Raw genomic sequence first — 21,550 nt, forward strand, 5'->3', positions numbered from 1 at the left:
GCGCGCACCCGGACCTGCCGCCCCTCGGGGGCGCTCTTATGCGGCTCGCATGGCTTTCCTAGAAATCGGTCGGTGCCCCGCCCTCTTGCTTGCGGTTTGCAACAAAGCGCTCGAGCGCCTCTCGGATCGTGCCATCCAATTCCGGCGGTTCAAAATCGGCGAGGATCGACTTGTAGATCAGATGCGCGCGCTCAGGCGTCCAGACGCCGCCCGCCGCCTCCCAGGCCTCGTAATTCTTCCAGTCCGACAGAAAGGGCTGGTAAAACGCCGTCGTGTAGCGGTCCTGCGTGTGTTGACAGCCAAAGAAATGGCCGTCCGGCCCCACGTCCCGGATCGCCTCGACTGCCAAGGCGTCTTCGGACACGTCCCACAGGTCGGGATTCATATAGCGTTGGATTTGCTGCAAAACCTCGCAATCCATGATGAATTTCTCAGGGCTGGCGATCAGACCGCCTTCGAGCCATCCCGCCGCGTGATAGACCATGTTGGAGCCGGACTGCACTGCGGCCCAAAGGCTGTGTTCGGTCTCCCACATGGATTGCGCGTCCGGCACATTGGCCGCGCACACACCGGACGAGCGCATCGGCAACCCATAAAAGCGGGCCATTTGTCCGGTGATCTGGGTGGCGCGCATGTATTCCGGCGTGCCAAACGCAGGCGCGCCCGATTTCATGTCCACATTGGAGGTGAACGTGCCGATCACACAAGGCACCCCCGGCCTGATGATTTGCGCCAGCACCACCGCCGCCAGCCCCTCTGCAAGGCTCTGCGCAACAGCGCCGGCCATGGTGACCGGGGCCATCGCACCGGCAAGCGTGAAAGGCGTGACGACAAGACCCTGCCCGCGCCGCGCCAACCGCATCCAGCCATCAAGCATCGGATGGTCATGCTTGAGCGGAGAGGTCGAATTGATGTTCGTATACATGTGCGGCTGCGCCTCGAATTCATCATTCGAAACACCGGCGGCGATGCGCACCATCTCCATCACATCCTCGACCCGCTCGGCCCCCAGAGAGTAGGCGTGCGGCACCTTGTCCGTCAGCACCAGCTTGTCGAATGTCGCGTCGAGATGACGAATGCTGGCATGCACGTCGACCGGCTCGACCGGGTAACCGCCGGCGAAATGGATACAGTTGAAATACTGCGTGAGCTTCAACAGGTTCTGAAACATCGCCCGCGTGCCGGTCACCTTCTTGCCGATTTCCATGTCCCAGTAATTCGGGGGCGACGACACGTTGCCGAACAACAGATGCCCGTCTCCGACGGTGATCCTGCGCTCCGGATTGCGTGGCGTGATCGTGAAGGAAGACGGGGCCATCCCGACATACTCCATGACCATGTCACGCCCCATGCGGACGTTGTCTCCGGTCACGGTACAGCCGGCCTTGCGCAGGACAGACAAGGCGTCGGGGTTGAGAAACTCGATCCCGATTTCTTCAAGAATGCGCATGGCCGCGTCATGCAGGCGCGCGACACCGTCCGCGCTGAGCGGTTCGGTGGGCTGGTCCCGATTGATCGGTGGGTCCCACGGCATCTGTTCGATGACGGCACCGCCACGGCGCTCTGCCAATCCGGCGCGACCACCGCCGCGCTTGCGGCGGCTCGGGCTGCGGGTGGGGCTCAAGCTTTCGGTCATCACGCGCTCCTGATCTCGGCTCTGCGGATCAGCAGACACGCCACGCCTTGGAACTGCCTGCCCGATTGCGACGTGATGCGTCGTTTTTCAGGTCCGGACCGACACGCCCGTTGGCGCGACGCGCAACAACCAGCGCGGCAAATGTCCGATATCGGGCAGCACCACGTCGGCCATGGGGGACAGCGTCTCATGCCCGGCCAGCCCGGTGAGCACCCCGACCGTGCGCATCCCCGCCGCGCGCCCGGCCCTGAGATCGTGCAAGCTGTCGCCCACCATCACGATGCGCGCAGGCGCGATGGCCATGGCCTCGGCGAAGGCCAGCAACGGGCCGGGCTCCGGCTTCGCGCCATGGCCGCTGTCAAAGCCGGCGATGAAATCAAAGCACTGCTCCACACCGGCCGCACGCAAATGAGCCCGGGCCGGCTGTTCGGCATCGTTGGTCGCGACGCCCAGCCGCAAACCGCGTGCCTTCAGATCACTCAGAAACGGCAACAGTGGCACGGCTTCGCGCTGGGGCGCTCGGGCCGCTTCCTCGTTGAGCAGGGCGATCAATTGCCCGGCGTCGAAACCGGGCAAGGACGGGGACAAGGCGGCGGCGATCTCCGCCGGTGTTCCCGCGATCACGATACTGTCGCGGGCAAAGCGCCTTTCCCGATAGGAAAACCCGACGCTTGCACCAAGCCGCTCCGCGCGATCCGGATCGCCCCGCGACAGCCGTTCCAGAAAGGCCGCGGCCCAGGCTTCCCAGGTGGCGGCAAAGTCGAAAAGCGTTCCGTCCTTGTCAAAGATCACCGCGTCAACGGTCATGTCCAATGCACCTGCCCTCCACCAGGCAACAGTGCACGCGCCGCCATGGGCTGGTCCGGTGCAAGCCCCGTCTCATCGCAGAAGGCGACGATCCATTTGTCATCCATCAAGAGAAAATCGAGCACAGACCCTTGAAAGACCGGGTCCTGCAAATTCGCGCGGAAGTCGTCTTCCGACGCGCCCGTGGCCCCCATGAACACGGGCAGCAGTTCGTCATTCGAAGCCAGCCATGCGACGGCCTGCAAGCCGATCGTCTCGGCGGATTCCTGCGAAAGCATCTATTTTTTACCAATCTCGAAAGGGTTTGTTAACCTGGATGGATCAAAGCTGAAACACCACGAAGAGACAAGTCATTGGCAAGCCCAATGACTGACCCAAACAGGGACAGATCACGCATGACAGCCCGAATTCTGATTGTTGATGCGGTGCCGACAAACCGGATCGTGCTGCGTGTGAAACTGGCCTCGGCTTTTTACGAGGTAACCCTCGCAAGCTCCGGAGAAAGCGCCATAAAGGCGCTGACGCGCCAGCGCCCCGATCTTGTCATTACCGCATCCGAGCTTCCGGACATGACCGGTCAGGCGCTTTGCGGCCGCATTCGCGCGCACAGCTTCGGCGCGTATCTTCCGGTCATCCTGCTGCAGGCCAATGCAAGCCCGTCCGAAAGGCTGGCCGCGCTGGCCGCGGGGGCGGATGATGTTATGCAAAGCCCGGTCGACGACCTCGTGATGCTTGCGCGTCTGCGGTCGCTCTTGCGCGCGCGGGATGCAGAAACGGAGTTGCGCCTGCGCGAGGATACCCGTCGCGCGCTGGGGCTCGCAGAGGCATCGGCCGGGTTCGAGCGCCCCGCCAATGTCGCGCTGATCCCCTGTGGCGCCGGGCGGGCTGCGGCCGAGGATCTGCAGGACGCGCTGGGCCATTGCCTGTCCGACCGGCTTCGCGTGGTGTCTCCGGAGGGGGTGTTGAGCGGCAATCAGCGTCCACCCGACGTGGCGGTCTTGCTGGAAGCCCGGCAGAGCGAAGGCACCGGTCTGGCGCTATTGCCGCAATTGCGGGCTGGTGGGGCGACGCGGCACATGTCGATCATCTACGTGGCCCATCCCTACCAACGGCACGAGGCCGCCACGGCGCTGGACCTTGGTGCGAATGATCTCTTGTCGAATGGCCCCGACCCACAGGAACTGGCCTTGCGCATCCGCAAGCAGGTGGCCCGCAAGCGCACTGCCGACCGTTTGCGCGAAGACATGCGCGACGGCTTGCGTGCCGCGGTCATCGATCCGCTCACCGGGCTCTACAACCGTCGCTACGCGGTGCCTCACATGACCCGCATCGCCGAGCAGAGCGAGATGCGCAAACGCCCCTTCGCGTTGCTGCTTGCCGATCTCGACCACTTCAAGAGCATCAACGACAAATTCGGACATGCGACGGGGGACGCCGTGCTGCGCGGAGTCGCAGAAATGCTGTGCAACAACCTGCGTGCCGCAGATCTGGTGGCGCGGTATGGCGGCGAGGAATTCCTCGTGGTCATGCCGGACACCGGTCGCGAAGCCGCGCAGGCCACGGCGGAGCGGCTCTGCCGGACCCTGAACGCGGAACCCTTGAAGCTGGAGGACGGGCGGAGCATTCCGATCTCCATCAGTCTGGGCGTGGCAGTCGCCCATCCCGGGCGCGAATTCGGCCCCGAGGCCCTCGTGGAATCGGCCGATCAGGCACTTTATGCCGCCAAGGATCTGGGCCGCAACACCGTGGTGATGGCCGATCGGCTCATTCCAGATGCCACGGCAAAAGCAAAAGCCGTCACCTATGAGCCCCGCGAGAAGATGTTCAGTGCACCGCGCTCTATGCGCGGGGCGTCATAACGGGACGCAGCCTCGCGTCCGTCGGCTTGCCTGACGACAGGCGCGGGGCGCGTCCCTGTGCCGCTTATCACCCCCGCGTAGCACGCGCCCACGGCCCCACCAAACAGATTTCCGCAAGGCGCGGCGCGCTCCCGCGTTTCCAGCCCGCGGCAGCGCAACAAGCAGCGTATCGCGCCGTCCGTCGCGCGGCACATGACGCGGTCCGCCGCGAAGCGCGCTATTCAGATCGTCGCGAAGCGTTTCATGCAGACCGAGGCACGGCTGCGCCGCTCACCGCTCGTCCGCGGCACGGTCCCGGTGCTTGCCGAACCGGGAAATCTCCTGTTCGAGCCTGTCGGCGAAGGCCTTGCGCTCTTCGGAACTCAGCCCCGCCAGATATTGCGCAAGCGCCTCCTGTCCCTTGCGACGACGGTCCTCACCACGGGCAGACTGGCGGTCCAGCACGACGCGCAGCGGATCCGGGTCGAATGGGTCCGCCCGCAACGTTGTCAAAGCGTCGCGGTAATCCTCAAGGATCCCCGCACGCCGCTCCGTCCGGGTCTCGCGGTCCTCGACCAGAAAGTTGCGCCGCAACGAGCGCCGCAAGTCGTCGCGCTGCGTTTCGGTCAGGGCGCGGGTATAGGGCGCCACCGGGTCACGGGCATCCCGCGGGCCGATACCCGGCCCCCCTCGCACAAGAAAGCCCGCGACCGCGCCCAGAATGAGCAGGTTCAGAGCAAGCGAGCCGATCAGGAGGTAGCGCGTCCAACGCCGGACTGCGCGGGGCGGCGTGTCATTCCCAGACATGTGCATCACTCCCAAACCGCCAGATCATATCCGGAAAGCGGGTCGAACCCCAGTCCCGCGCTGCTCAGCTCGTCGCCAGAGAGCCAGCTTGCCGCGGCTTCCGGCGGCGCGATACCGATCCAGAGCCCCGCCACCGAGGCGGCAGCCAACCCTGCCAGCGACGGCGCGCCGCCCAGCGCCTCCAGCATACCGCGCCACCATGGTGGCTGGCTGCGCACCGCGTCCCTGTTGCGCCGCTCAGCCTGCACCGCCGCACCATCCGCTTCGATCCGCGCCAACAGATCCCGCGCGGGCTCCGGGGGCGTTGCCCGCGCTTCGGCAAGAAGCGCATCAAGCCCGCCAGTCCCGGAACCGGGTCGCTGTGTATCATGCTTGGGATCAGTCATCGTCCTCATACCCCAGTTCGGCGCGCCGACCGGCAAGAAGTGCCTCCAGCGCGCGCTTGCCTCGTGCCGTCAGACTTTCGACAGCACGTGGGCCAATGTCCATGATCTGCGCAATCTCGGGATTGGAGAGCCCCTCGATATGGCGCAGGATGACGGCTTGTCTCTGCCGGTCAGGCAGGCGCATCAACGCGTCCTGCAGCGCGTCCGTGCGCGCCCGGCTCTGCAGTGCCGCGACGGCGGACGGCGCGTCCGACACAGGCTCGGGCACGTCGTCGAGCGCCGGACCGCCGCGACGCTTGCGCAAACGGTCGATACACAGGTTGGACGTCACACGAAAAAGCCAGGTTGAGGCTTTCGCCGCACCCGGCTCCCAGCTTTCCGCGGCGTGCCACAGACGAAGCATCGCGTCTTGGGTGACGTCCTCAGCCTCGGCGGAATCCCCTCCGAGCATCCGCATGGCATGCGCATAGATTCGCGGAGCAAGACGCGCCGTCAGCGCCCGTGCCGCAACCGGATCGCCGGCCGCATAGGCTGCGATGAGCCTGTCTTCTTCCGTTTGAGCCATGGCGTCGAATGCCATCCCGTATCAGTCCTTCCGCGCTACAGAACCGCGCGCTTCAGCGCAACGCCCGGGGTCGCGTCTGTCGCATGGCCCGATGAGCACCCGCCCCCCGCGCCATACGTTTTTTGATCGTCGCCCCGCGTCAGTCGGCGGGCATCCACCACGGCGCGCCATGGCCGCGCCCCTTGTGGTCGCCGCGGCGTCCTTCACCGCGCCGTTCGCGCATGTGGTCCCCCGCTGCTTCAAGCTCGGCTTTCGTCACAGCGCCATCGTCATCAGCATCGAGCCGCTCGAACATCCGCATCGGGAGCGCGCCGGCCTCTTCGACGCTGAGCGTGCCATTGTCGTCCGAGTCCAGCCGCTCGATCATGCGCTCGGCCCCACGGGCCGCACGGCGGCTGGCCCGCTCTTCGCGCTGGGCTTCCATGAATGCCACGATCTCTTCCACGGTCAGCGCGCCATCGCCATCCGCATCGGCCTCGGCAAACCGGGCATCGCGTGCGGCATTCATTTCGTCCAAAGTCACACTGCCGTCTGAATTTGCGTCAAAGCGTTCAAACATCGCCGCGCCGCGCTCTCCTTGACCACCCCGTTCCCGACCATGGGCATCCGCGGGAAGCGTCGTTGCAGCCATGAGCGTTGCGGTGATCAGAGCGAACCCGCCAATATATCCTGCCTTAGTCATCGCGTGTCTCCTTCTGAGGTCTGTCGCGTTTCGATCCACCCATCCCGGGCGTCTCTGTGATCTTTCACGCAGCAGCGCGGGCGTCCCGTCGCAGAAATCGAAAAAAATCGTCTTGAGCCTCACGCGCCCGTGATTTGCGACATCCAGACGCAAGGACAGTTTGCGTCCTTCATAAACGCCACCAGCGGCATCATTTTGCGCCACGAAGCGAGGTTCCATGACACAGAATTCATACATCGAGCCGCCCGATACCGACCGGGTCGAGGCGGCACAGACAGCCGACAATGCCGATCCTGCGGAAACAGGCACCGACACCGGCCGCTCCCTGAAAACCGCCCTGTGGCGCGGGTGGCGCCGCCGTTGCCCGCAATGCGGCTCTGGCGCGATGCTGTCGAGCTATCTCAAGGTGCGGGATCACTGCCCGGTATGCCGCGAGGATCTGAGCCACCAAAGGGCGGATGACGGCCCCGCCTATCTGACAATTCTGATCGTCGGCCACCTCATGGCACCGGCGTTGCATGTGGCATTCACCACATTCCGACCGGACCCTCTGGTGCTTTTCACCATCTTCGCGGTTGGATGTGTCGCCCTGTCGCTCTACCTTTTGCCACGATTGAAGGGCATGGTTGTCGCGTTCCAGTGGGCACGCGGGATGCATGGCTTCTCTCCTTCGCAGTGACACGCCCGCCCCGTGCCGGCAAGCGTCACAAAATCGCGCGGACAAGGAAGGACTCACAGACGTGCAATCAGGCGCCCCCGCTCCGGTGATCGACAAGACCGCCATCCGGCATGCATCCACAGTCATCGCGTTGCGCGACAGGACCACCCGGCCAAGGGTTCTGATGGGGCAACGCGGTGCCCGAGCCGCCTTCATGCCCAACAAGTTCGTGTTTCCGGGCGGCGCCGTCGATGCAGAGGACGCCCGTGTTCCGCTCGCCCGCCCGGTCAGCCCGCTGTGTGAGGCGCGCCTCGCAGAGGATGCGCCCTCCGGGATTGCCCACGCGCTGAGTGTCGCCGCAATCCGCGAACTCTTTGAGGAAACCGGCCAGATCCTTGGGCTTCCCGGGCCATGGCCCGATGCCGTCCCCACCGGCTGGATGGATTTTGCCGGTTCCGGCCACCGGCCCTCTGCGGAGCCGCTGCAATTCGTATTTCGGGCGATCACGCCGCCGGGACGTCCACGCCGCTTTGATGCGCGGTTCTTTCTCGTTGACGCGGACGCGTTTGCCTCCGATCCTGATGATTTTTCAGGCGCGGAAGATGAACTGAGCCATTTGCAGTGGATCCCGCTCGACGAGGTGCGTAGTTTCGACATGCCATTCATCACACAAGTTGTGCTGGCCGAGGTCGAAGCGCGCACCACCGACAACAGTCCGCCAGCCTCCGTGCCGTTTTTCCGCAATGACGACGAGGAAAGCCTGTTCCTGCGCCTGCATGGGCGTCCGATGCCCGAGTGACGCGACCATGTTCCGCGCGCCTGCTTCGCCACAGCCCATCGGTTTTCCATTGCTTGCTCCGGACGCGCTGAACGCATAGCTATCGGCCCATGTTGAACACGATCCTGCACGGCACGCCGACCGACCGCCCTCCGCTTCTTATCGTCCACGGGCTCTACGGGTCCGGGCGCAACTGGGGGGTGATCGCGCGCCGCCTGTCTGATGAACGTCAGGTGATTGCGCCGGATATGCGCAATCACGGGGAAAGCCCTTGGCGGGACAGTCATGGGTATGACGACATGGCAGCGGATCTCGCGGCGGTCATCGCCGCGCATGGCGGGCGGTGCGACGTGGTCGGGCATTCGATGGGGGGCAAGGCCGCCATGGTGCTCGCGCTCAAGCACCCTGACATGATCAATCGCCTGATCGTCGCCGATATCGCGCCCGTGGCCTACACCCACAGCCAGATCCAGTTCATCGAGGCGATGCGCGCGGTCGACCTGTCGGCCGTGACCAAACGGTCCGAGGCGGCGGCACAGCTTGCAGCAATGGTGCCGGACCCCAGCCTGCAAAGCTTCTTTACGCAGTCTCTCGATATCGCTGAAAAGCGATGGCGCCTCAACCTTGATGCCCTGGCCGCTGAGATGTCGAAAATCCTAGGGTTTCCCGATATCGAGGGCCAGTTCGACGGGGAGACCCTGTTCCTGTCAGGGGCCGCGTCGGATTATGTCCGCCCAGAGCATCGCGGGCGGATCCGGGCGCTGTTTCCAAAGGCGCGCTTCGCCAAGATCCCCGGCGCCGGGCATTGGCTTCACGCGGAAAAGCCGCGTGAATTCGAGGCGTCCGTGCGCGCGTTCCTGGACCTGGGCACCTGATGCGACCGTGCCGGGCAGCATCCCCTTCGTGGTGATCAACTGTCTTCGAGCAGGCGCAATTCGCCATCCAGCCAGGGCAAGGTGCGGGCCGCCGGTCCGATCACCATGTCCCCGATAAGCGCACGGGTGGTGCGCGCCACATCCCGTGGGACGCGGTCGGACCAGTCGGTTGCCGCAAGCAGCGCGATGCCGCGGGAGAAGGACTGAAAGGGCAGCGGATGCGCTTCAAGCGTGTCGTGGTATCGCCCGGCACGCATATAGCCAAGCGGCGTCGTCAAGGCCCAGCCGACGCCGCGCGCCGCCAGCACCATCAAGGACAGATGCGCCCCGATCTCGAACCGCTCGGCAAAGCTCAGTTTCAGCCGCGCGAGATGGGTGTCGATCTGGCGGCCGATCATCTGGTCACGGTCATACCGCAGGAAAGGCAGGCTGTGCATGACCGCATCGACGCCGCCATGCTCCGCCGCCAGACCACGCTTGCAGACAAAGATGAACGGATCCCGCACCAGCGGATATTCCACAATACCTTCAAGAGCTTGACCCGTGGTTGCCGCAATTGCCAGATGCAGCTTCCGAGACTCGATGGCCTCGGAGATCTCGTGGCTCGGCGCGGTGATGAGCTTGAAGCGGCATTGGGTCATGTTCTCTGCCAACATGGTCACCAGACGCGGTGTCAGGTCGTTGTCGAAATCATCAATCACACCGAGGTTGAGCACCGACAGATGCGCCAGATCCATGACGGTCAGCTCGTTCTGACCGAGCCGCAACTCCGAGAGAACCGCCTTGGCACGCACCAGAAAGGCGCGTCCCGCTGGCGTCAGTGCCATGGGGCGGCGGCCATGATCCACAAGGTCGGTGCCCAGCGCGGTTTCGAGGTTGCGCATCTGCTGGCTGACCGCGGGTTGACTGAGCCCGGTGATCTGCGCGGCGCGCGCGACGGAGCCGGACCCGGCGAGCGCCTCGAACACCTCAATGCCGCGCAGCGTTACGCCCTTGGCAATCATGTTCCTGCGCTCCCGTCACCGTCTGATTTTGCGATTTTGGAAACCACAGGCCGGAAGTCAAGCGCAGGGCGGCACTGAATTCACGATTATCAAATGCGCGGTTCTTGCGCGAAGCGGACGTGCTCAGTATCCGCGACAGACGCGCTCGGCGCGGCCGGCAAAGGCCTTGTAGCGCTGCCAGAACGCTTCATGGCTCGCCCGATCGGATTGCCGGATCACCTGCGCCTGGTGCGGATCCCTGAAGAACTGCACCGCAAGTCGTTGATCTGACGAGGAAAGATCACGGTTTGCCACAGCCTGGATACAACCACAAAGCTGCCTGTTGGCCGCGCGGCGATCCGAACGCAGACACGCGCTCTGAATCGGACCGGAGGCAAAATTCACCGATGACAGCGATGCGCGACGGTCGGTGCGATCCCCCCCTCCCCCGCAGGCTGCGAGGGTCATTGTGACGACGAGAAGCAAAGCGATCTTGTTCATGTTACCTGTCCAATAGGCCGGGGGCGGGTTGGCCCGTCTCTGCCCGGCAATCTGCCCTGTGGACAACGTGCCTCAATTTCGGCTCGGGATCAATCCGGCGCGAGAAATGGCGATGCTCAAAGCATGCACATCCTATGCACAATCCATGCGCATGATTGTGTGGGTTGGAATTAGACCTCCCAAGTCGGCGGAAGGTCCGTCTTTGGCAGCGAAACAGGCCTATCTACTTCCAGACATTGCCAAGGCGTCCCGCCAAAATATTCCCAGTAGGCACTGATGTTCTCACACTTATGCGCGGGGCCTTTGTCGTCTTGGGCTATCCAGATCACCGCTCCCATTGCTGCCGCCAAACCACCGGTGACATATTTAACGCTGCCAAACCACGGCTTGCTTTTCACGTCCGCGTCTTCGGTGGCTTTGGAGAGTTTGATTTCAAGATCGGCGATGCGTGCATTGAGTCTTCCGATCTCCTCACGCAGGGCTTGTTCGGTCTCCGCTGATCGCGATTGCGTGGCGAGGATTTCCGCGATCCGGTCGAGACTGGCCGGGACCGCTTCGAGCGGCTTGAGAAATTCCGGCGTTTCATTGAGCCATTGCGTGGTCTGTGATTGGAAAACCTCGAAATTCTGAATGATGGTGTTGGAGGCGAGGGCCAGCGAGGCGGATCTGCTGCGCGGGTAGTCGAAGAGATGGGCGACGGTGTTCGGCTCAAACTCCGGGGCGCGGTTTGTGTTGTCAGCCTTCTGCGCGTTCCAATCCGCTTCGATCTGGGCGATCTCAGTTGCGACGGTTTCCGCACCGCTTTCCCATGTCTCGCGGTCGATCTCGGTGACGATGCGGGTGAGCAGGTCAGTTGGGAGGGGTTTGCCCGCGACCATGCCGTCATACCAGCGTTTGAAAAAGGAGAAATGCGGGTTGGTGTCGAGGATGGTCTCGCCAATGTCTTCGGGGCGGAGGCCTTCGGGTGGGCCAGTGTCGTGCCAGAGCGGTTGGCGGAGCATGTCTTCTGGGGGGAAATCGGCGTCGTGTTGGGCTTGGGCAAGCGTTACTAAACCTGCCATTTCTATACTTGCGAAATTTGCTGCGTTTGTTGACGAGAAAACTGGTATGCCCGCTGTAAAAACCGTGCCACCAACAGTCACGCAATTGTGTCGAACAGATCGAGTTGCCTGCAACCGCGCCATATGAAGTAAGCTTGCATCGCCGCGTCCAGTCAAATGCTGCTCAGCGGAGGTGTTCGAGATTGCCGCCTCATAAGCAGATTCTCGTAGCTCGGGGTAGTCTTTACCAACAACAGCCGCCGCAGTCGTAACAAGACCCCAACCGGTTCTAAGGACCAAACTTTTTTGCTTCTCGAATGAATCGTCACCGTACCGCCAATTGGAGTTAGCGAGTATGATCGGCCAAACCCGCAATGCCGCGCGGCATCCTATTGCAACGCAAACCTCCTGGCTTTGGGTCTCAAGCCAGCTTTCGAATTCTTCGTGGGAGTCGAACTGCACTGTCGGCCTCAGAGTTGTTTGGCAAACGGTAGCCCGCGCCGGGCGTGGGGCGCAATGGGCGGCGACGGTGGCGGAGGCGCGCATCGTCGGGCCGGGGAGCGGCGATCTTCGGGATGTTCTGGTGTGCTTGATGGCTGTCACTGGCGCGCTTTGTTCGAGCGGGGCGGCGACGGTCCCCTAATCGCCGTGCCGCCGCACCGGAGGTGCGCCGGGATACACTTCACACCTTTGGTGTGACGGACGGCCCGGCGATGCGCGGCGGCTTTGCCTTGATTCCGCGCGGGTTTGGGGTTTGGAGGGTGCTCACATAATCACCAGGGCATTGTTCGGGCGCGATGCACTGAAGGCTCCGCGCAGAGGATTTTGGATCCGAGCCGCGATTGCGTTCCCTGACCTTGCAAATCCCCATCAACCACCGCGCTCAAACGCCGGCCCCCGCACCACATGCCACCTTGACCAGACCCGTGTTCCGCCGCATATCGCAAACCATGAGCACACCCCTGTCCAGAATCCGCAATTTCTCCATCGTGGCGCATATCGACCACGGGAAATCCACGCTCGCTGACCGCCTGATCCAGATGACCGGGACGGTGCAGGATCGCGACATGAAAGAGCAATTGCTCGACGCGATGGATATCGAGCGCGAGCGTGGCATCACGATCAAGGCGAACACCGTCCGGATCGACTACGTGGCAAAGGATGGCGAGGCCTATGTGCTGAACCTGATCGACACGCCCGGCCATGTCGACTTTGCCTATGAGGTCAGCAGGTCCATGCGCGCGGTCGAAGGATCGCTTCTCGTGGTGGACGCGACACAGGGCGTTGAGGCGCAGACACTGGCCAATGTCTACACGGCCATCGACGCCGATCACGAGATCGTCCCGGTGCTCAACAAGATCGACCTGCCGGCGGCGGAGCCGGACCGGGTGCGCGAGCAGATCGAGGACGTGATCGGGATCGAGGCGCATGACGCGGTGGAAATCTCCGCCAAGACGGGCCTTGGGATTCCCGACGTTCTGGAGGCGATTGTCACCCGCCTGCCCGCGCCAAAGAGCGGCGACCCGGATGCGGCGCTGGTCGCGATGCTGGTGGACAGCTGGTACGATCCTTATCTCGGCGTCGTGGTGCTTGTGCGGATCATGGATGGCACGCTCAAGAAGGGCGACCAGATCAAGATGATGCAGACCGGCGCGAAATACGGCGTCGATCGGCTGGGCGTGTTCCGCCCCGCGATGCAGGACGTCAAAACGCTCGGGCCCGGAGAGATCGGGTTTTTCACCGCCTCGATCAAGCAGGTGCGCGACACCAAGGTGGGCGACACGATCACCCACGAGAAGAAGGGCACCGACACGCCCCTGCCCGGCTTCAAGCCGTCGGTTCCGGTGGTGTTCTGTGGCCTGTTCCCGGTGGACACGTCGGATTTCGAGGACCTGCGCGACGCGATCGAGAAACTGGCGCTCAACGACGCGAGCTTCTCCTACGAGATGGAGACCTCCGCGGCGCTTGGCTTTGGCTTCCGCTGTGGCTTTCTCGGGCTGTTGCACCTTGAGGTGATCCGCGACCGGATCGAACGGGAATACAATATCGAGCTGATCACCACGGCGCCGTCGGTGATCTACCACGTCTACATGAAAGACGGGGAGATGATCGAGCTGCACAACCCCGCCGACATGCCCGACATGTCGAAGGTTGATCACCTTGAAGAGCCGCGGATCAAGGCGACGATCCTTGTGCCGGATGAATACCTTGGCGATGTGCTCAAGCTTTGTCAGGACCGGCGGGGCATCCAGCTTGACCTGACCTATGCGGGTCCGCGGGCGATGGTGGTCTATGACCTGCCGCTCAACGAGGTGGTGTTCGACTTTTACGACCGGTTGAAATCGGTGACCAAGGGTTATGCCTCTTTCGACTACCAGATGACGGAATATCGCGAGGACGCCTTGGTCAAGATGCAGATCCTCGTGAATGATGAGCCGGTCGACGCGCTGTCGATCATGGTGCATCGGGACCGGGCCGAAACGCGTGGACGGGCGATGTGTGAAAAGCTCAAGGACCTGATCCCGCGCCACATGTTCAAGATCCCGATCCAGGCGGCGATTGGCGGCAAGGTGATCGCCCGCGAAACGCTTTCGGCGCTGCGCAAGGACGTGACAGCGAAATGCTATGGCGGCGACGCAAGCCGGAAGAAGAAGCTGTTGGAAAAGCAGAAGGCCGGCAAGAAGAAGATGCGCCAGTTCGGCAAGGTGGACATTCCGCAGGAAGCGTTCATCTCGGCGCTGAAGATGGACAGCTGAGCCCTTTGTCCGGAGCGCCGCGCCACGCGAGGGATCTGTGATGAGCGGGATCAGCGGCGCGCTGCGGCACTGGTATTTCTGCGTCAACGAGGCGGGGTTCGAGCCGAGTTGGCCGCTTGTCGAGGTGGCCGTGCGCTCGGCGCTTGCCAACACGCGGCTGGAGCCGATCTGCCTTTACAATGGCATGGACGACGCGCAGGTGGCCCGGATCGAGGCACTGGGGGCACGCGTGATCCGGCATCGGTCGCGGCTGGAGGATGTGCTCCGGCGCGGTTATGGCGATCTTTACGACCAGTTTTCGGGCCATTGGCTGCGGGTCGATATTCCGGTGATCGAGACCACCGAGACCCACGTGCTCTATACCGATATCGACGTGATGTTCCGCAGCCATCCCGAGCCGCGGAGGATGCCCCGCGTGCTGGCGGCAGCGCCGGAGCGCTATCGCTGGCGCTGGCCGCATTTCAACTCGGGCGTGTTGGTGATGAACGTGCCCGCGCTGCGCGCGTTGCAACCGGCCTTTGATGCGGCGATCACGGCGCGCATGGCGCAGGGCTGGAAACCACCGGGGCACGATCAGGTCAGCTACAACGGCTTTTTCCGCTGGCGGCACAGCCGTCTGACGCATGGGTTGAACTGGAAGCCCTATTGGGGCGACAATCCGGAGGCGCAGATCATCCATTTCCATGGGCCAAAGCCCGCGCATATCCACAAGATCAAGATTGGCCAGACCGACGGGATGTTGCCGGTCTATCAGAGGCTGTGGCGGCTGAGCCCGGATGGCTACACACGGTATTGTGCGGAATTCGAACGCTATCGCGGGTCGTGAGGCGCGCGCAGCCACGGCGTGCCCGGACGCCATGCGCGTGACAGGCGGCCGTGCAAGGGGCGGAAGACTGACACAGACTGGGCTGGGCGGCGCAGCGATGGCGGGTGATCCCGACACGCCGCACGCGAGCCAGTCTGCCCGGGACGGTGACCCGGCACGGCGGTGACGGGCGGCACGACAGGCGGCATGGTGGCCCGGATCCCGGCCACGGGGTCAGTGGCTGCGGGGCCACATGAAGCCCGCGGCGGGAGACGAAGCGCTGTCAGGACACCCCGGCGGGATGCGCGGACGATGGGCCTGCGCACCGCCTGCCTGAGACGTCAGAAATCGCCGCTGCCGAAGCCGCCGGAGCCGAAGCTGCCGAACCCGCCAAAATAGCCCTCGCCGAAATACTCGCCTTCGTCAAAAGACCCTTCGGAGCTGGAGGACATGGCGTCGTCGTCCCGCGCAAGGCCGGGTGCCGGGTATTCGGAGAGGATCTGGCGCTCCTGTGCGCCGAGATAGCGCAGCAGCGCGCCAAAGGGCGGGTTGCTGGACTCGACGAAGCTTTTGGTCTGGCGCATGGCTTTTTGCATGCGCGGCGCGGGCACATGGTTCAACCCGCGTGTCGTTTGCCAGCGGGGGCCGCCCAGCCAGACCGCCGCGAACATCAGCTTGGCGGTCACTTCCTCGGTGCCGCCGGTGATCAGCCCGTCAAAGAACATCTTGTGCACGTCCTGCCACGTGCCGTCATGGTAGCGTGCACCCGTTTCGTTGCCGATGCCGCAATAGGCGTCATGCACGGCGGCGGCGTTGATGAAGCTTGGGTCGGTCGGATCACCCACGATGCTCACGAAGATCGGGGGAATCGAGGCGCCATCGGTCAGCGTGCGCCGGGGCGCGATCCATTGCCGCCCGTTCGGGTCGATGAAGGTGAGGGGCTCGGCTGTCGGGAAAAACTGGTAGGGGCGTTTGGGGATCGTGACCGGTTCCGGCAGAACACGCAGCGGCGATTGGTCAAAGGTGCAGCCCCCGTCGGGATGTGTGGCGCAGGTGACGATTTCGGTGTCAACGGCTTCAAGCTGGCTCAGGGCGGCCGGAACGCATCCCGCAACAAGCAGCGCACCCAGGCCAAGCATGGCGAATCGGATCATCGGTTTATCCATTGGTTAAATAGCAGCAAGCACGATGGTATCCGATGGCGCTGTCAGGGCAAGGAGCACCGGACGGGATTTGGCTTTGAACGTGTCCCTCGACGCGGATGGTGGGCAGACCCGGCCCATCCTGCGTTGCGGCGCGCCAGCGTCTGGCAACGGTGGAACGGCCCGGATGATGCGCGCCTGCAAGCTTGGCGGCGGTGGGATTTGGCGCCGATGAGGTTTGGCGGCGGGACCGTGATTGACCGTCTATTCGGATCTCCCCCGATGGCTGGGGGTTGGCTCGATTGTCAGACTCTGCCCGGAAGGACGGGTTTGGGACCGGAGGGCGTTGGCTCCCGTGGATCGCGCTGGCCCCGGTTGGCTGGCCGGGGCGCAGCGCAGAGGCGGAGGCTGCGGGTCGGATTGCCGCGTGGTGGCGGGGGTGCCGGTGCATGACGATTGCCGCCACGGCCCCGGCAGCCGCGCTCCCGGTGCCGCGGTGTATCGGCGCGCGGAGCGCGGAGCGCCCGCTTGGGCCCCCGTGATCAGGGTCGGTCAGTGCATGACGCGCCGTGCCGGGCCGATACGGCACGGCCGAAAGCAACTCACCGGGCCGAGCCGATACGACACGGCGGAAAGCAGCGCTCCGGGCCGGGGCTTGCCGGGTTTGCCCCTCAAAGCGTGGCGAGCAACCCCTCCGCGCAGGCTTCGATCAGGCGCAGCGCACCCTCGAAATCGCGCGTATAATAGGGATCGGGCACGTGATCCATCGCGGCGCCGGGTGCAAAATCCGTAAACAGATGCAACGTGGCGCCCTCGCCGGTCGACGTCCCGGCGCGCGCACCGTTCCGCGCCGGAGCAAGCGCCACAAGGTCCGCATGGTTCTGTGCATCCATGGCGATGATCTTGTCGAACCGGGCGAAATCCCGCGCGGTGACCTGCCGGGCCCGAAGCTCGGCCATCTCGTAGCCATAGGCGCGGGCGGCCTGCTGCATCGACCCATAGGGCGGCTTGCCCACATGCCACGCACCGGTGCCGGCGCTGTCGATCTCCAACGCCACACCGCGCGCAGCCGCCTTGGCACGGGTCACCGCCTCGGCAGTGGGAGACCGGCAGATATTGCCCAGACAGACAAAAAGGATACGCTGTGCCATGCGTCACCCTTGCGCGGGCCGCGCCGAATGGCAAGGCAGATGACGCGGCGCACGGACTTGGAGGCCGACGGTGTGAAAGGCAAACTTGTAATACTGACCGGAGCGGGCATCTCCGCCGAAAGCGGGCTTGGCACGTTTCGGGATCCGGGCGGCATCTGGACCCGCTATCCGTTGGAAGACGTGGCGACCCCGGAAGGCTTCGCGCGCAACCCGGCGCTGGTGCATGGGTTCTACAATGCCCGGCGCGCACAGGCCGCCACCGCGGAGCCGAACGCGGCGCATGACGCGCTGGCGCGGTTGCAACGGCTCTGGCGCGATCCGGTGATCATCGTCACGCAGAACGTGGACGGGTTGCACGAGAAGGCCGGCGCAGAGGTCATCCACATGCACGGCACGCTGGCCGGGGCGCTTTGCGCGGCTTGCGGCGCGCGATGGCCGGCGCCGATGGAAATGGCGCCGGAAGACACCTGCCCCTATTGCGGCCTTGCCGCGACGCGGCCCGACGTGGTGTGGTTCGGGGAGATGCCATACGCCATGGACGAGATCCTCGGGCATCTCGAAGAGTGCACGCTGTTTGCCGCCATCGGCACATCGGGTCAGGTTTATCCAGCGGCAGGCTTCGTGCAGGAGGCCTTGCGCAACGGGGCGGAGACCACTGAGATCAACCTGGCACAGACCGATACCAGCGGCGCGTTTGAGCACCATATGACCGGCCCGGCGAGCACCGTGGTGCCGCGCTGGGTGGCGGCGCTTGTCGGGTAAGGCATGCGCTTGGGGTCAGCCGATTGCGCCACCGAGCCGGTGCGCGCCGTGGCAGCGGGCCATCCGTGACCGGCGGGCCGGTGGCCGGACCGGAGCGTGACCGGCATCGCGCGTTGGCGTGCGCGGCGCGGGAGAGGCAAGCCGAACCGCGGCACGGCGTGGGAGGAGAACATTAACGCATGGCACGGCGCGAGGGCAGACGCCTGATCGCGGTGCAGAAGGGGCTACCCCGGACCAGGGCACGGCGCGGCCGCACGCCCGCAAGCTTGCACGCACTCGGATTTCGGGCAGCGGCGGGCTTGGCGTGAACGCGGCATCGCGGTCAAGACAGGATCGCGCACCCCGCGCCGGTCACGCGGGCGGGGGCTGGATGCCGTGAGGCCGGAGCGGAACAGGGATGCACAGGGAATGCCGCCCGCACGGGCACGCGCGGAGCGCGTGAGAGCCCCAGGCGCAGGAGGGATCAGGCCAGGCTCTCGAACAGGAAATCCGTCGGAATCGTGTTTTCTCCGTCAAGGATCAGCCTTGCCATCGCTTCGGCGATGCCCGGGGCCATCCCGAACCCGATCTTGAATCCGCCATTGGCCACAAAATGGCCCGGATGGCCGGGCAAAGCGCCCAGAAGCGGCGCGCGGGAGCGGGCGCGTGGGCGCACACCGGCCCAGCGGCGCAGAACCGGCGCGGTGTCCAGCGCAGGCAGCGCGGCCAGCGCCCGGGCGATCAGCGTTTCACATTGGGCGTCGGTGGCATCGGGGCTGTCGAACACGCGTTCCGACGTAGAACCCACCGCGAGCGTGCCATCCGCATGGGGCACGAGGTGCAGCCCGTCGACAAAGAGCTGTGGACTGTCCGGTGCGGCATGGGCGAAGAGCACCGCCTGCCCCTTGACGCCATCTCCGATCTTGCGGCCGTAGTCCTCCGAGAGCCGAAGCAGCCCGCGCCAGCCGGTGGCATGCACCACCGCGCCCCGATCCGGCGCTTCGGTTACCACCCTACCGCCGCGCGCGGTGATCGCGGCCACAAGCGCGCCGCAGGCCTGCGCAGGATGCAGACGGGCGCTCAGCGTATCATGGATCAGCAGACCGGTGGGGCTTGGCGGCGCGAAGGGACCGGCATCGGAGACAGGGATCACCCGCCAGTCCGCGCGCCCCTGCCAGAGGCTGCGCGCGCCCTCCGCGCGGGATCTGGCCAATTCCACGGCATGGGCGTCGGCCAGCGGTTGCAGACGCCCGGTGCGGCCATAACCGGGGGTCTTGCCGCCCGTTTGGGCGACATCGTCCCAGAACCGCTCCGCCATCAGGAGGCTTTCGAGCTGGAAGGCTTTCTTGGGGTTCCAGTTTTCCGGCACATGCGGCGCAAGCGCGCCGACGATCCCGCCGGACGCACCGGCGCCCGGCCCGTGCGGGTCGACCACCTGCACCCGCGCGCCGCGCGCCTGGCAGGCAAACGCGATGGAGAGCCCAAAAATCCCCGCGCCGCGGATTGTCACGTCGATGCTTGTCATTGGCCTGCCCTGATCGCATGTAGGGGCCTTCTATTGTGTAACGGCGCGAGGGGCCAGCATGTCTCATGATCTGGAATGGCGCGATGGCGTGCCGGTTTCCATTCGGTTTGACGACCCGTTCTATTCGCTTCAGGACGGGCTGGCGGAAACGCGGCATGTGTTCCTCGCCGGCTGCGGGTTGCCGGACAGGTTCCGGGACGGGTTCCAGATTGCCGAACTGGGTTTCGGCACCGGGCTGAACCTGCTGGCGGCGTGGTCCGCCTGGCGCGCGGCAGGCGCCCCGGGTGTGCTGCGCTTCACCAGCTTCGAGGCTTTCCCGATGGCGGCGGATGCGATGATCCGGGCGCAATCGGCCTTCCCGGAAGTGGCGGAGGAGGCTGCCACGCTGGCGCCGTTCTGGCGCGCGGGTGACACGCGGATCGCCCTTGAGACGCTGGAGATCACGATCGTGATCGGGGATGCGCGCGAAACGGTGCCGCAATGGGACGGGCGCGCGGATGCATGGTTCCTCGACGGGTTTGCCCCCGCACGAAACCCCGAAATGTGGGATCCGGCGCTGTTGCGGGCCGTGGCGACGCATTGCGCGCCGGGCGCGCGGCTGGCGACCTACTCGGCGGCCGGCCATATCCGGCGCGCGCTCGCCGAAGCCGGTCTGGAGGTTGCCCGCGTGCCCGGGTTCGGACGCAAGCGTCACATGACCGTGGCGCGCCACCCCTGACCGGCGCCCGCCCCGCGGCACGCGCGACCAGGGCGCGATACAAAGAGGCTGGTCATGCAGGCAAGATGCGTGCATGGCTTGGCGCAGGACCCCGACGGAGCAGCGAGCACCCGCGCGATGACCGAACAGAACACCCGTCTTGGCATTGCGCTCATGGTGGCGACCACCTTTGTCTTTGCCATGCAGGACGGCATTTCGCGCCATCTGGCCACAGAATACAACGTGATGATGGTCGTGATGATCCGCTATTGGTTCTTTGCCGCCTTCGTGATCGCGGTGGCGGCGCGCGCGCCGGGAGGGGTCGCCGCCGCGGCGCGGACTTCGCAGCCCTGGTTGCAGATCTTTCGCGGTGCCCTTCTCGTGGTCGAAATCAACGTGATGGTCGTGGCGTTTGTCTATCTGGGTCTTGTCGAGAGCCACGCGGTCTTTGCCTGTTATCCGCTGCTGATCGCGGCGCTGTCCGGGCCGGTGCTGGGGGAGCATGTCGGCTGGCGTCGCTGGGCGGCGATCGGGGTCGGGTTTGTGGGTGTGCTGATCATCCTTCAGCCGGATGACGGGGTGTTTTCGCCCTATGCGGTGATCCCGCTGGTGGCGGCGTTGATGTTTGCGCTCTATGGCTTGCTCACGCGCTATGCGGCGCGGCTCGACAGCGCCGCGACCTCGTTTTTCTGGACCGGGACGGCGGGTGCCGTGACGGCCACCGTGATCGGGGTCTGGTTCTGGGAGGCGATGACCGGAACGGACTGGCTCTGGATGGGGGCGCTTTGCGTGACCGGGGTTCTGGGCCATGGCCTGCTGATCAAGACCTATGAGGTGGCCGAAGCCAGCGCGGTGCAGCCCTTCGCCTACCTTCAGCTGATGTTCTCAGCAGCGCTCGGCATCCTCGTTTTCGGAGAGGTGCTGCGCTGGAACGTGGCCTTTGGCGCCGCACTCATCGTGCTGGCTGGGGTCTTTACGCTCTTGCGAACGCGCAGGGTCACACAAGCGCGCTGATGCGCGCGGGGGGCTTCCGCGAGTGGCGCGCTGCGCGACCCCTTCGCTGGCGTGCGGGGCGGAATGCCGTGGGTGCGAGGTGCGGGAACCGTGGGCGTGCGGTGCCGGAATGTCCGCGTCGGGGCCGCGGCATGATTCCGGGTCGGGCATCGCCGATTGATCC

The 21,550-nt window shown here is 64.8% G+C and carries 22 protein-coding genes; 9 read left to right on the top strand and 13 right to left on the bottom strand.

What is annotated here, in order from left to right; translation table 11 throughout:
• Nucleotides 1-58: 58 nt before the first annotated feature.
• The 3 genes from J1C49_RS06100 to J1C49_RS06110 form a co-directional block, all read right to left on the bottom strand.
• Entirely contained in the window at nucleotides 59-1,636 is a 1,578-nt protein-coding gene (locus J1C49_RS06100; protein ID WP_227444922.1) for a trimethylamine methyltransferase family protein, read from the bottom strand.
• Nucleotides 1,637-1,723: 87 nt separating this feature from the next.
• Nucleotides 1,724-2,443, bottom strand: a complete 720-nt coding sequence (locus J1C49_RS06105; protein WP_227444923.1) for an HAD family hydrolase — start codon at nucleotides 2,441-2,443, stop codon at nucleotides 1,724-1,726.
• On the bottom strand, nucleotides 2,440-2,721 hold the full coding sequence (locus J1C49_RS06110) for a DUF3572 domain-containing protein (RefSeq protein ID WP_227444924.1): 282 nt from the start codon (nucleotides 2,719-2,721) through the stop codon (nucleotides 2,440-2,442). Before J1C49_RS06110 ends, J1C49_RS06105 begins: the two co-directional genes overlap by 4 nt.
• Before the next feature lie 117 nt (nucleotides 2,722-2,838).
• Between J1C49_RS06110 and J1C49_RS06115 the strand changes: the two genes are divergently transcribed.
• Nucleotides 2,839-4,302, top strand: a complete 1,464-nt coding sequence (locus J1C49_RS06115) for a diguanylate cyclase (RefSeq protein WP_227444925.1) — start codon at nucleotides 2,839-2,841, stop codon at nucleotides 4,300-4,302.
• 270 nt (nucleotides 4,303-4,572) lie between these two features.
• Here the strand turns inward: J1C49_RS06115 and J1C49_RS06120 are convergent, their stop codons facing one another.
• The 4 genes from J1C49_RS06120 to J1C49_RS06135 form a co-directional block, all read right to left on the bottom strand.
• A complete protein-coding gene (locus tag J1C49_RS06120; RefSeq protein WP_227444926.1) occupies nucleotides 4,573-5,088 on the bottom strand; it encodes a periplasmic heavy metal sensor in 516 nt (171 codons plus the stop codon).
• A 5-nt stretch (nucleotides 5,089-5,093) separates the two neighbouring features.
• The gene (locus J1C49_RS06125) at nucleotides 5,094-5,474 is read right to left on the bottom strand and encodes a dihydroorotate dehydrogenase (RefSeq protein ID WP_227444927.1); all 381 of its coding nucleotides are present in this window, start codon (nucleotides 5,472-5,474) and stop codon (nucleotides 5,094-5,096) included.
• Nucleotides 5,467-6,054 carry an RNA polymerase sigma factor gene (locus tag J1C49_RS06130; protein WP_227444928.1) on the bottom strand — a complete coding sequence of 196 codons (588 nt, stop codon included), beginning with the start codon at nucleotides 6,052-6,054 and terminating at the stop codon, nucleotides 5,467-5,469. The genes J1C49_RS06125 and J1C49_RS06130 overlap by 8 nt, the downstream gene beginning before the upstream one ends.
• A 124-nt stretch (nucleotides 6,055-6,178) precedes the next feature.
• A complete protein-coding gene (locus J1C49_RS06135; RefSeq protein WP_227444929.1) occupies nucleotides 6,179-6,721 on the bottom strand; it encodes an EF-hand domain-containing protein in 543 nt (180 codons plus the stop codon).
• Nucleotides 6,722-6,938: 217 nt separating this feature from the next.
• Here J1C49_RS06135 and J1C49_RS06140 point away from each other — a divergent pair, with 217 nt between their 5' ends.
• The 3 genes from J1C49_RS06140 (at nucleotide 6,939) to J1C49_RS06150 (ending at nucleotide 9,032) form a co-directional block, all read left to right on the top strand.
• Nucleotides 6,939-7,400: a DUF983 domain-containing protein gene (locus J1C49_RS06140; RefSeq protein ID WP_227444930.1), complete on the top strand. Its 462-nt coding sequence runs from the start codon at nucleotides 6,939-6,941 to the stop codon at nucleotides 7,398-7,400.
• Between the two features lie 61 nt (nucleotides 7,401-7,461).
• Nucleotides 7,462-8,178: an NUDIX hydrolase gene (locus tag J1C49_RS06145; protein ID WP_227444931.1), complete on the top strand. Its 717-nt coding sequence runs from the start codon at nucleotides 7,462-7,464 to the stop codon at nucleotides 8,176-8,178.
• Nucleotides 8,179-8,267: 89 nt separating this feature from the next.
• On the top strand, nucleotides 8,268-9,032 hold the full coding sequence (locus J1C49_RS06150; protein WP_227444932.1) for an alpha/beta fold hydrolase: 765 nt from the start codon (nucleotides 8,268-8,270) through the stop codon (nucleotides 9,030-9,032).
• Between the two features lie 35 nt (nucleotides 9,033-9,067).
• Here J1C49_RS06150 and J1C49_RS06155 read toward each other — a convergent pair whose 3' ends face one another.
• The 3 genes from J1C49_RS06155 to J1C49_RS06165 form a co-directional block, all read right to left on the bottom strand.
• Entirely contained in the window at nucleotides 9,068-10,036 is a 969-nt protein-coding gene (locus J1C49_RS06155) for a LysR family transcriptional regulator (RefSeq protein WP_227444933.1), read from the bottom strand.
• A 123-nt stretch (nucleotides 10,037-10,159) separates the two neighbouring features.
• Nucleotides 10,160-10,516 carry a hypothetical protein gene (locus tag J1C49_RS06160; RefSeq protein WP_227444934.1) on the bottom strand — a complete coding sequence of 119 codons (357 nt, stop codon included), beginning with the start codon at nucleotides 10,514-10,516 and terminating at the stop codon, nucleotides 10,160-10,162.
• A 170-nt stretch (nucleotides 10,517-10,686) separates the two neighbouring features.
• The gene (locus tag J1C49_RS06165) at nucleotides 10,687-12,018 is read right to left on the bottom strand and encodes a hypothetical protein (RefSeq protein ID WP_227444935.1); all 1,332 of its coding nucleotides are present in this window, start codon (nucleotides 12,016-12,018) and stop codon (nucleotides 10,687-10,689) included.
• Nucleotides 12,019-12,506: 488 nt separating this feature from the next.
• On the opposite strand from J1C49_RS06165, the gene lepA reads away from it, so the two are divergent.
• On the top strand, nucleotides 12,507-14,312 hold the full coding sequence (gene lepA, locus J1C49_RS06170; protein ID WP_227444936.1) for a translation elongation factor 4: 1,806 nt from the start codon (nucleotides 12,507-12,509) through the stop codon (nucleotides 14,310-14,312).
• Between the two features lie 40 nt (nucleotides 14,313-14,352).
• A complete protein-coding gene (locus J1C49_RS06175) occupies nucleotides 14,353-15,138 on the top strand; it encodes a glycosyltransferase (RefSeq protein WP_227444937.1) in 786 nt (261 codons plus the stop codon).
• A gap of 320 nt (nucleotides 15,139-15,458) precedes the next feature.
• Here the strand turns inward: J1C49_RS06175 and J1C49_RS06180 are convergent, their stop codons facing one another.
• Nucleotides 15,459-16,271, bottom strand: coding sequence for a DUF1353 domain-containing protein (locus tag J1C49_RS06180; RefSeq protein WP_227444938.1), 813 nt, complete (start codon nucleotides 16,269-16,271; stop codon nucleotides 15,459-15,461).
• A 659-nt stretch (nucleotides 16,272-16,930) separates the two neighbouring features.
• Nucleotides 16,931-17,410, bottom strand: coding sequence for a low molecular weight protein-tyrosine-phosphatase (locus tag J1C49_RS06185; protein ID WP_227444939.1), 480 nt, complete (start codon nucleotides 17,408-17,410; stop codon nucleotides 16,931-16,933).
• A 72-nt stretch (nucleotides 17,411-17,482) separates the two neighbouring features.
• Here J1C49_RS06185 and J1C49_RS06190 point away from each other — a divergent pair, with 72 nt between their 5' ends.
• Nucleotides 17,483-18,172, top strand: a complete 690-nt coding sequence (locus tag J1C49_RS06190; RefSeq protein WP_227444940.1) for an NAD-dependent deacylase — start codon at nucleotides 17,483-17,485, stop codon at nucleotides 18,170-18,172.
• Between the two features lie 463 nt (nucleotides 18,173-18,635).
• On the opposite strand, the gene J1C49_RS06195 is transcribed toward J1C49_RS06190, so the two are convergent.
• A complete protein-coding gene (locus J1C49_RS06195) occupies nucleotides 18,636-19,676 on the bottom strand; it encodes an FAD-binding oxidoreductase (RefSeq protein ID WP_227444941.1) in 1,041 nt (346 codons plus the stop codon).
• 58 nt (nucleotides 19,677-19,734) lie between these two features.
• Here J1C49_RS06195 and mnmD point away from each other — a divergent pair, with 58 nt between their 5' ends.
• Together mnmD and J1C49_RS06205 are read left to right on the top strand one after the other, a co-directional pair.
• Nucleotides 19,735-20,394, top strand: a complete 660-nt coding sequence (gene mnmD / locus J1C49_RS06200) for a tRNA (5-methylaminomethyl-2-thiouridine)(34)-methyltransferase MnmD (RefSeq protein ID WP_227444942.1) — start codon at nucleotides 19,735-19,737, stop codon at nucleotides 20,392-20,394.
• Between the two features lie 117 nt (nucleotides 20,395-20,511).
• A complete protein-coding gene (locus J1C49_RS06205; RefSeq protein WP_227445011.1) occupies nucleotides 20,512-21,387 on the top strand; it encodes a DMT family transporter in 876 nt (291 codons plus the stop codon).
• Nucleotides 21,388-21,550: the final 163 nt, after the last annotated feature.

Source organism: Cognatishimia sp. F0-27, from assembly GCF_020667845.1.
Taxonomy (GTDB): Bacteria; Pseudomonadota; Alphaproteobacteria; order Rhodobacterales; family Rhodobacteraceae; genus JAFMPQ01.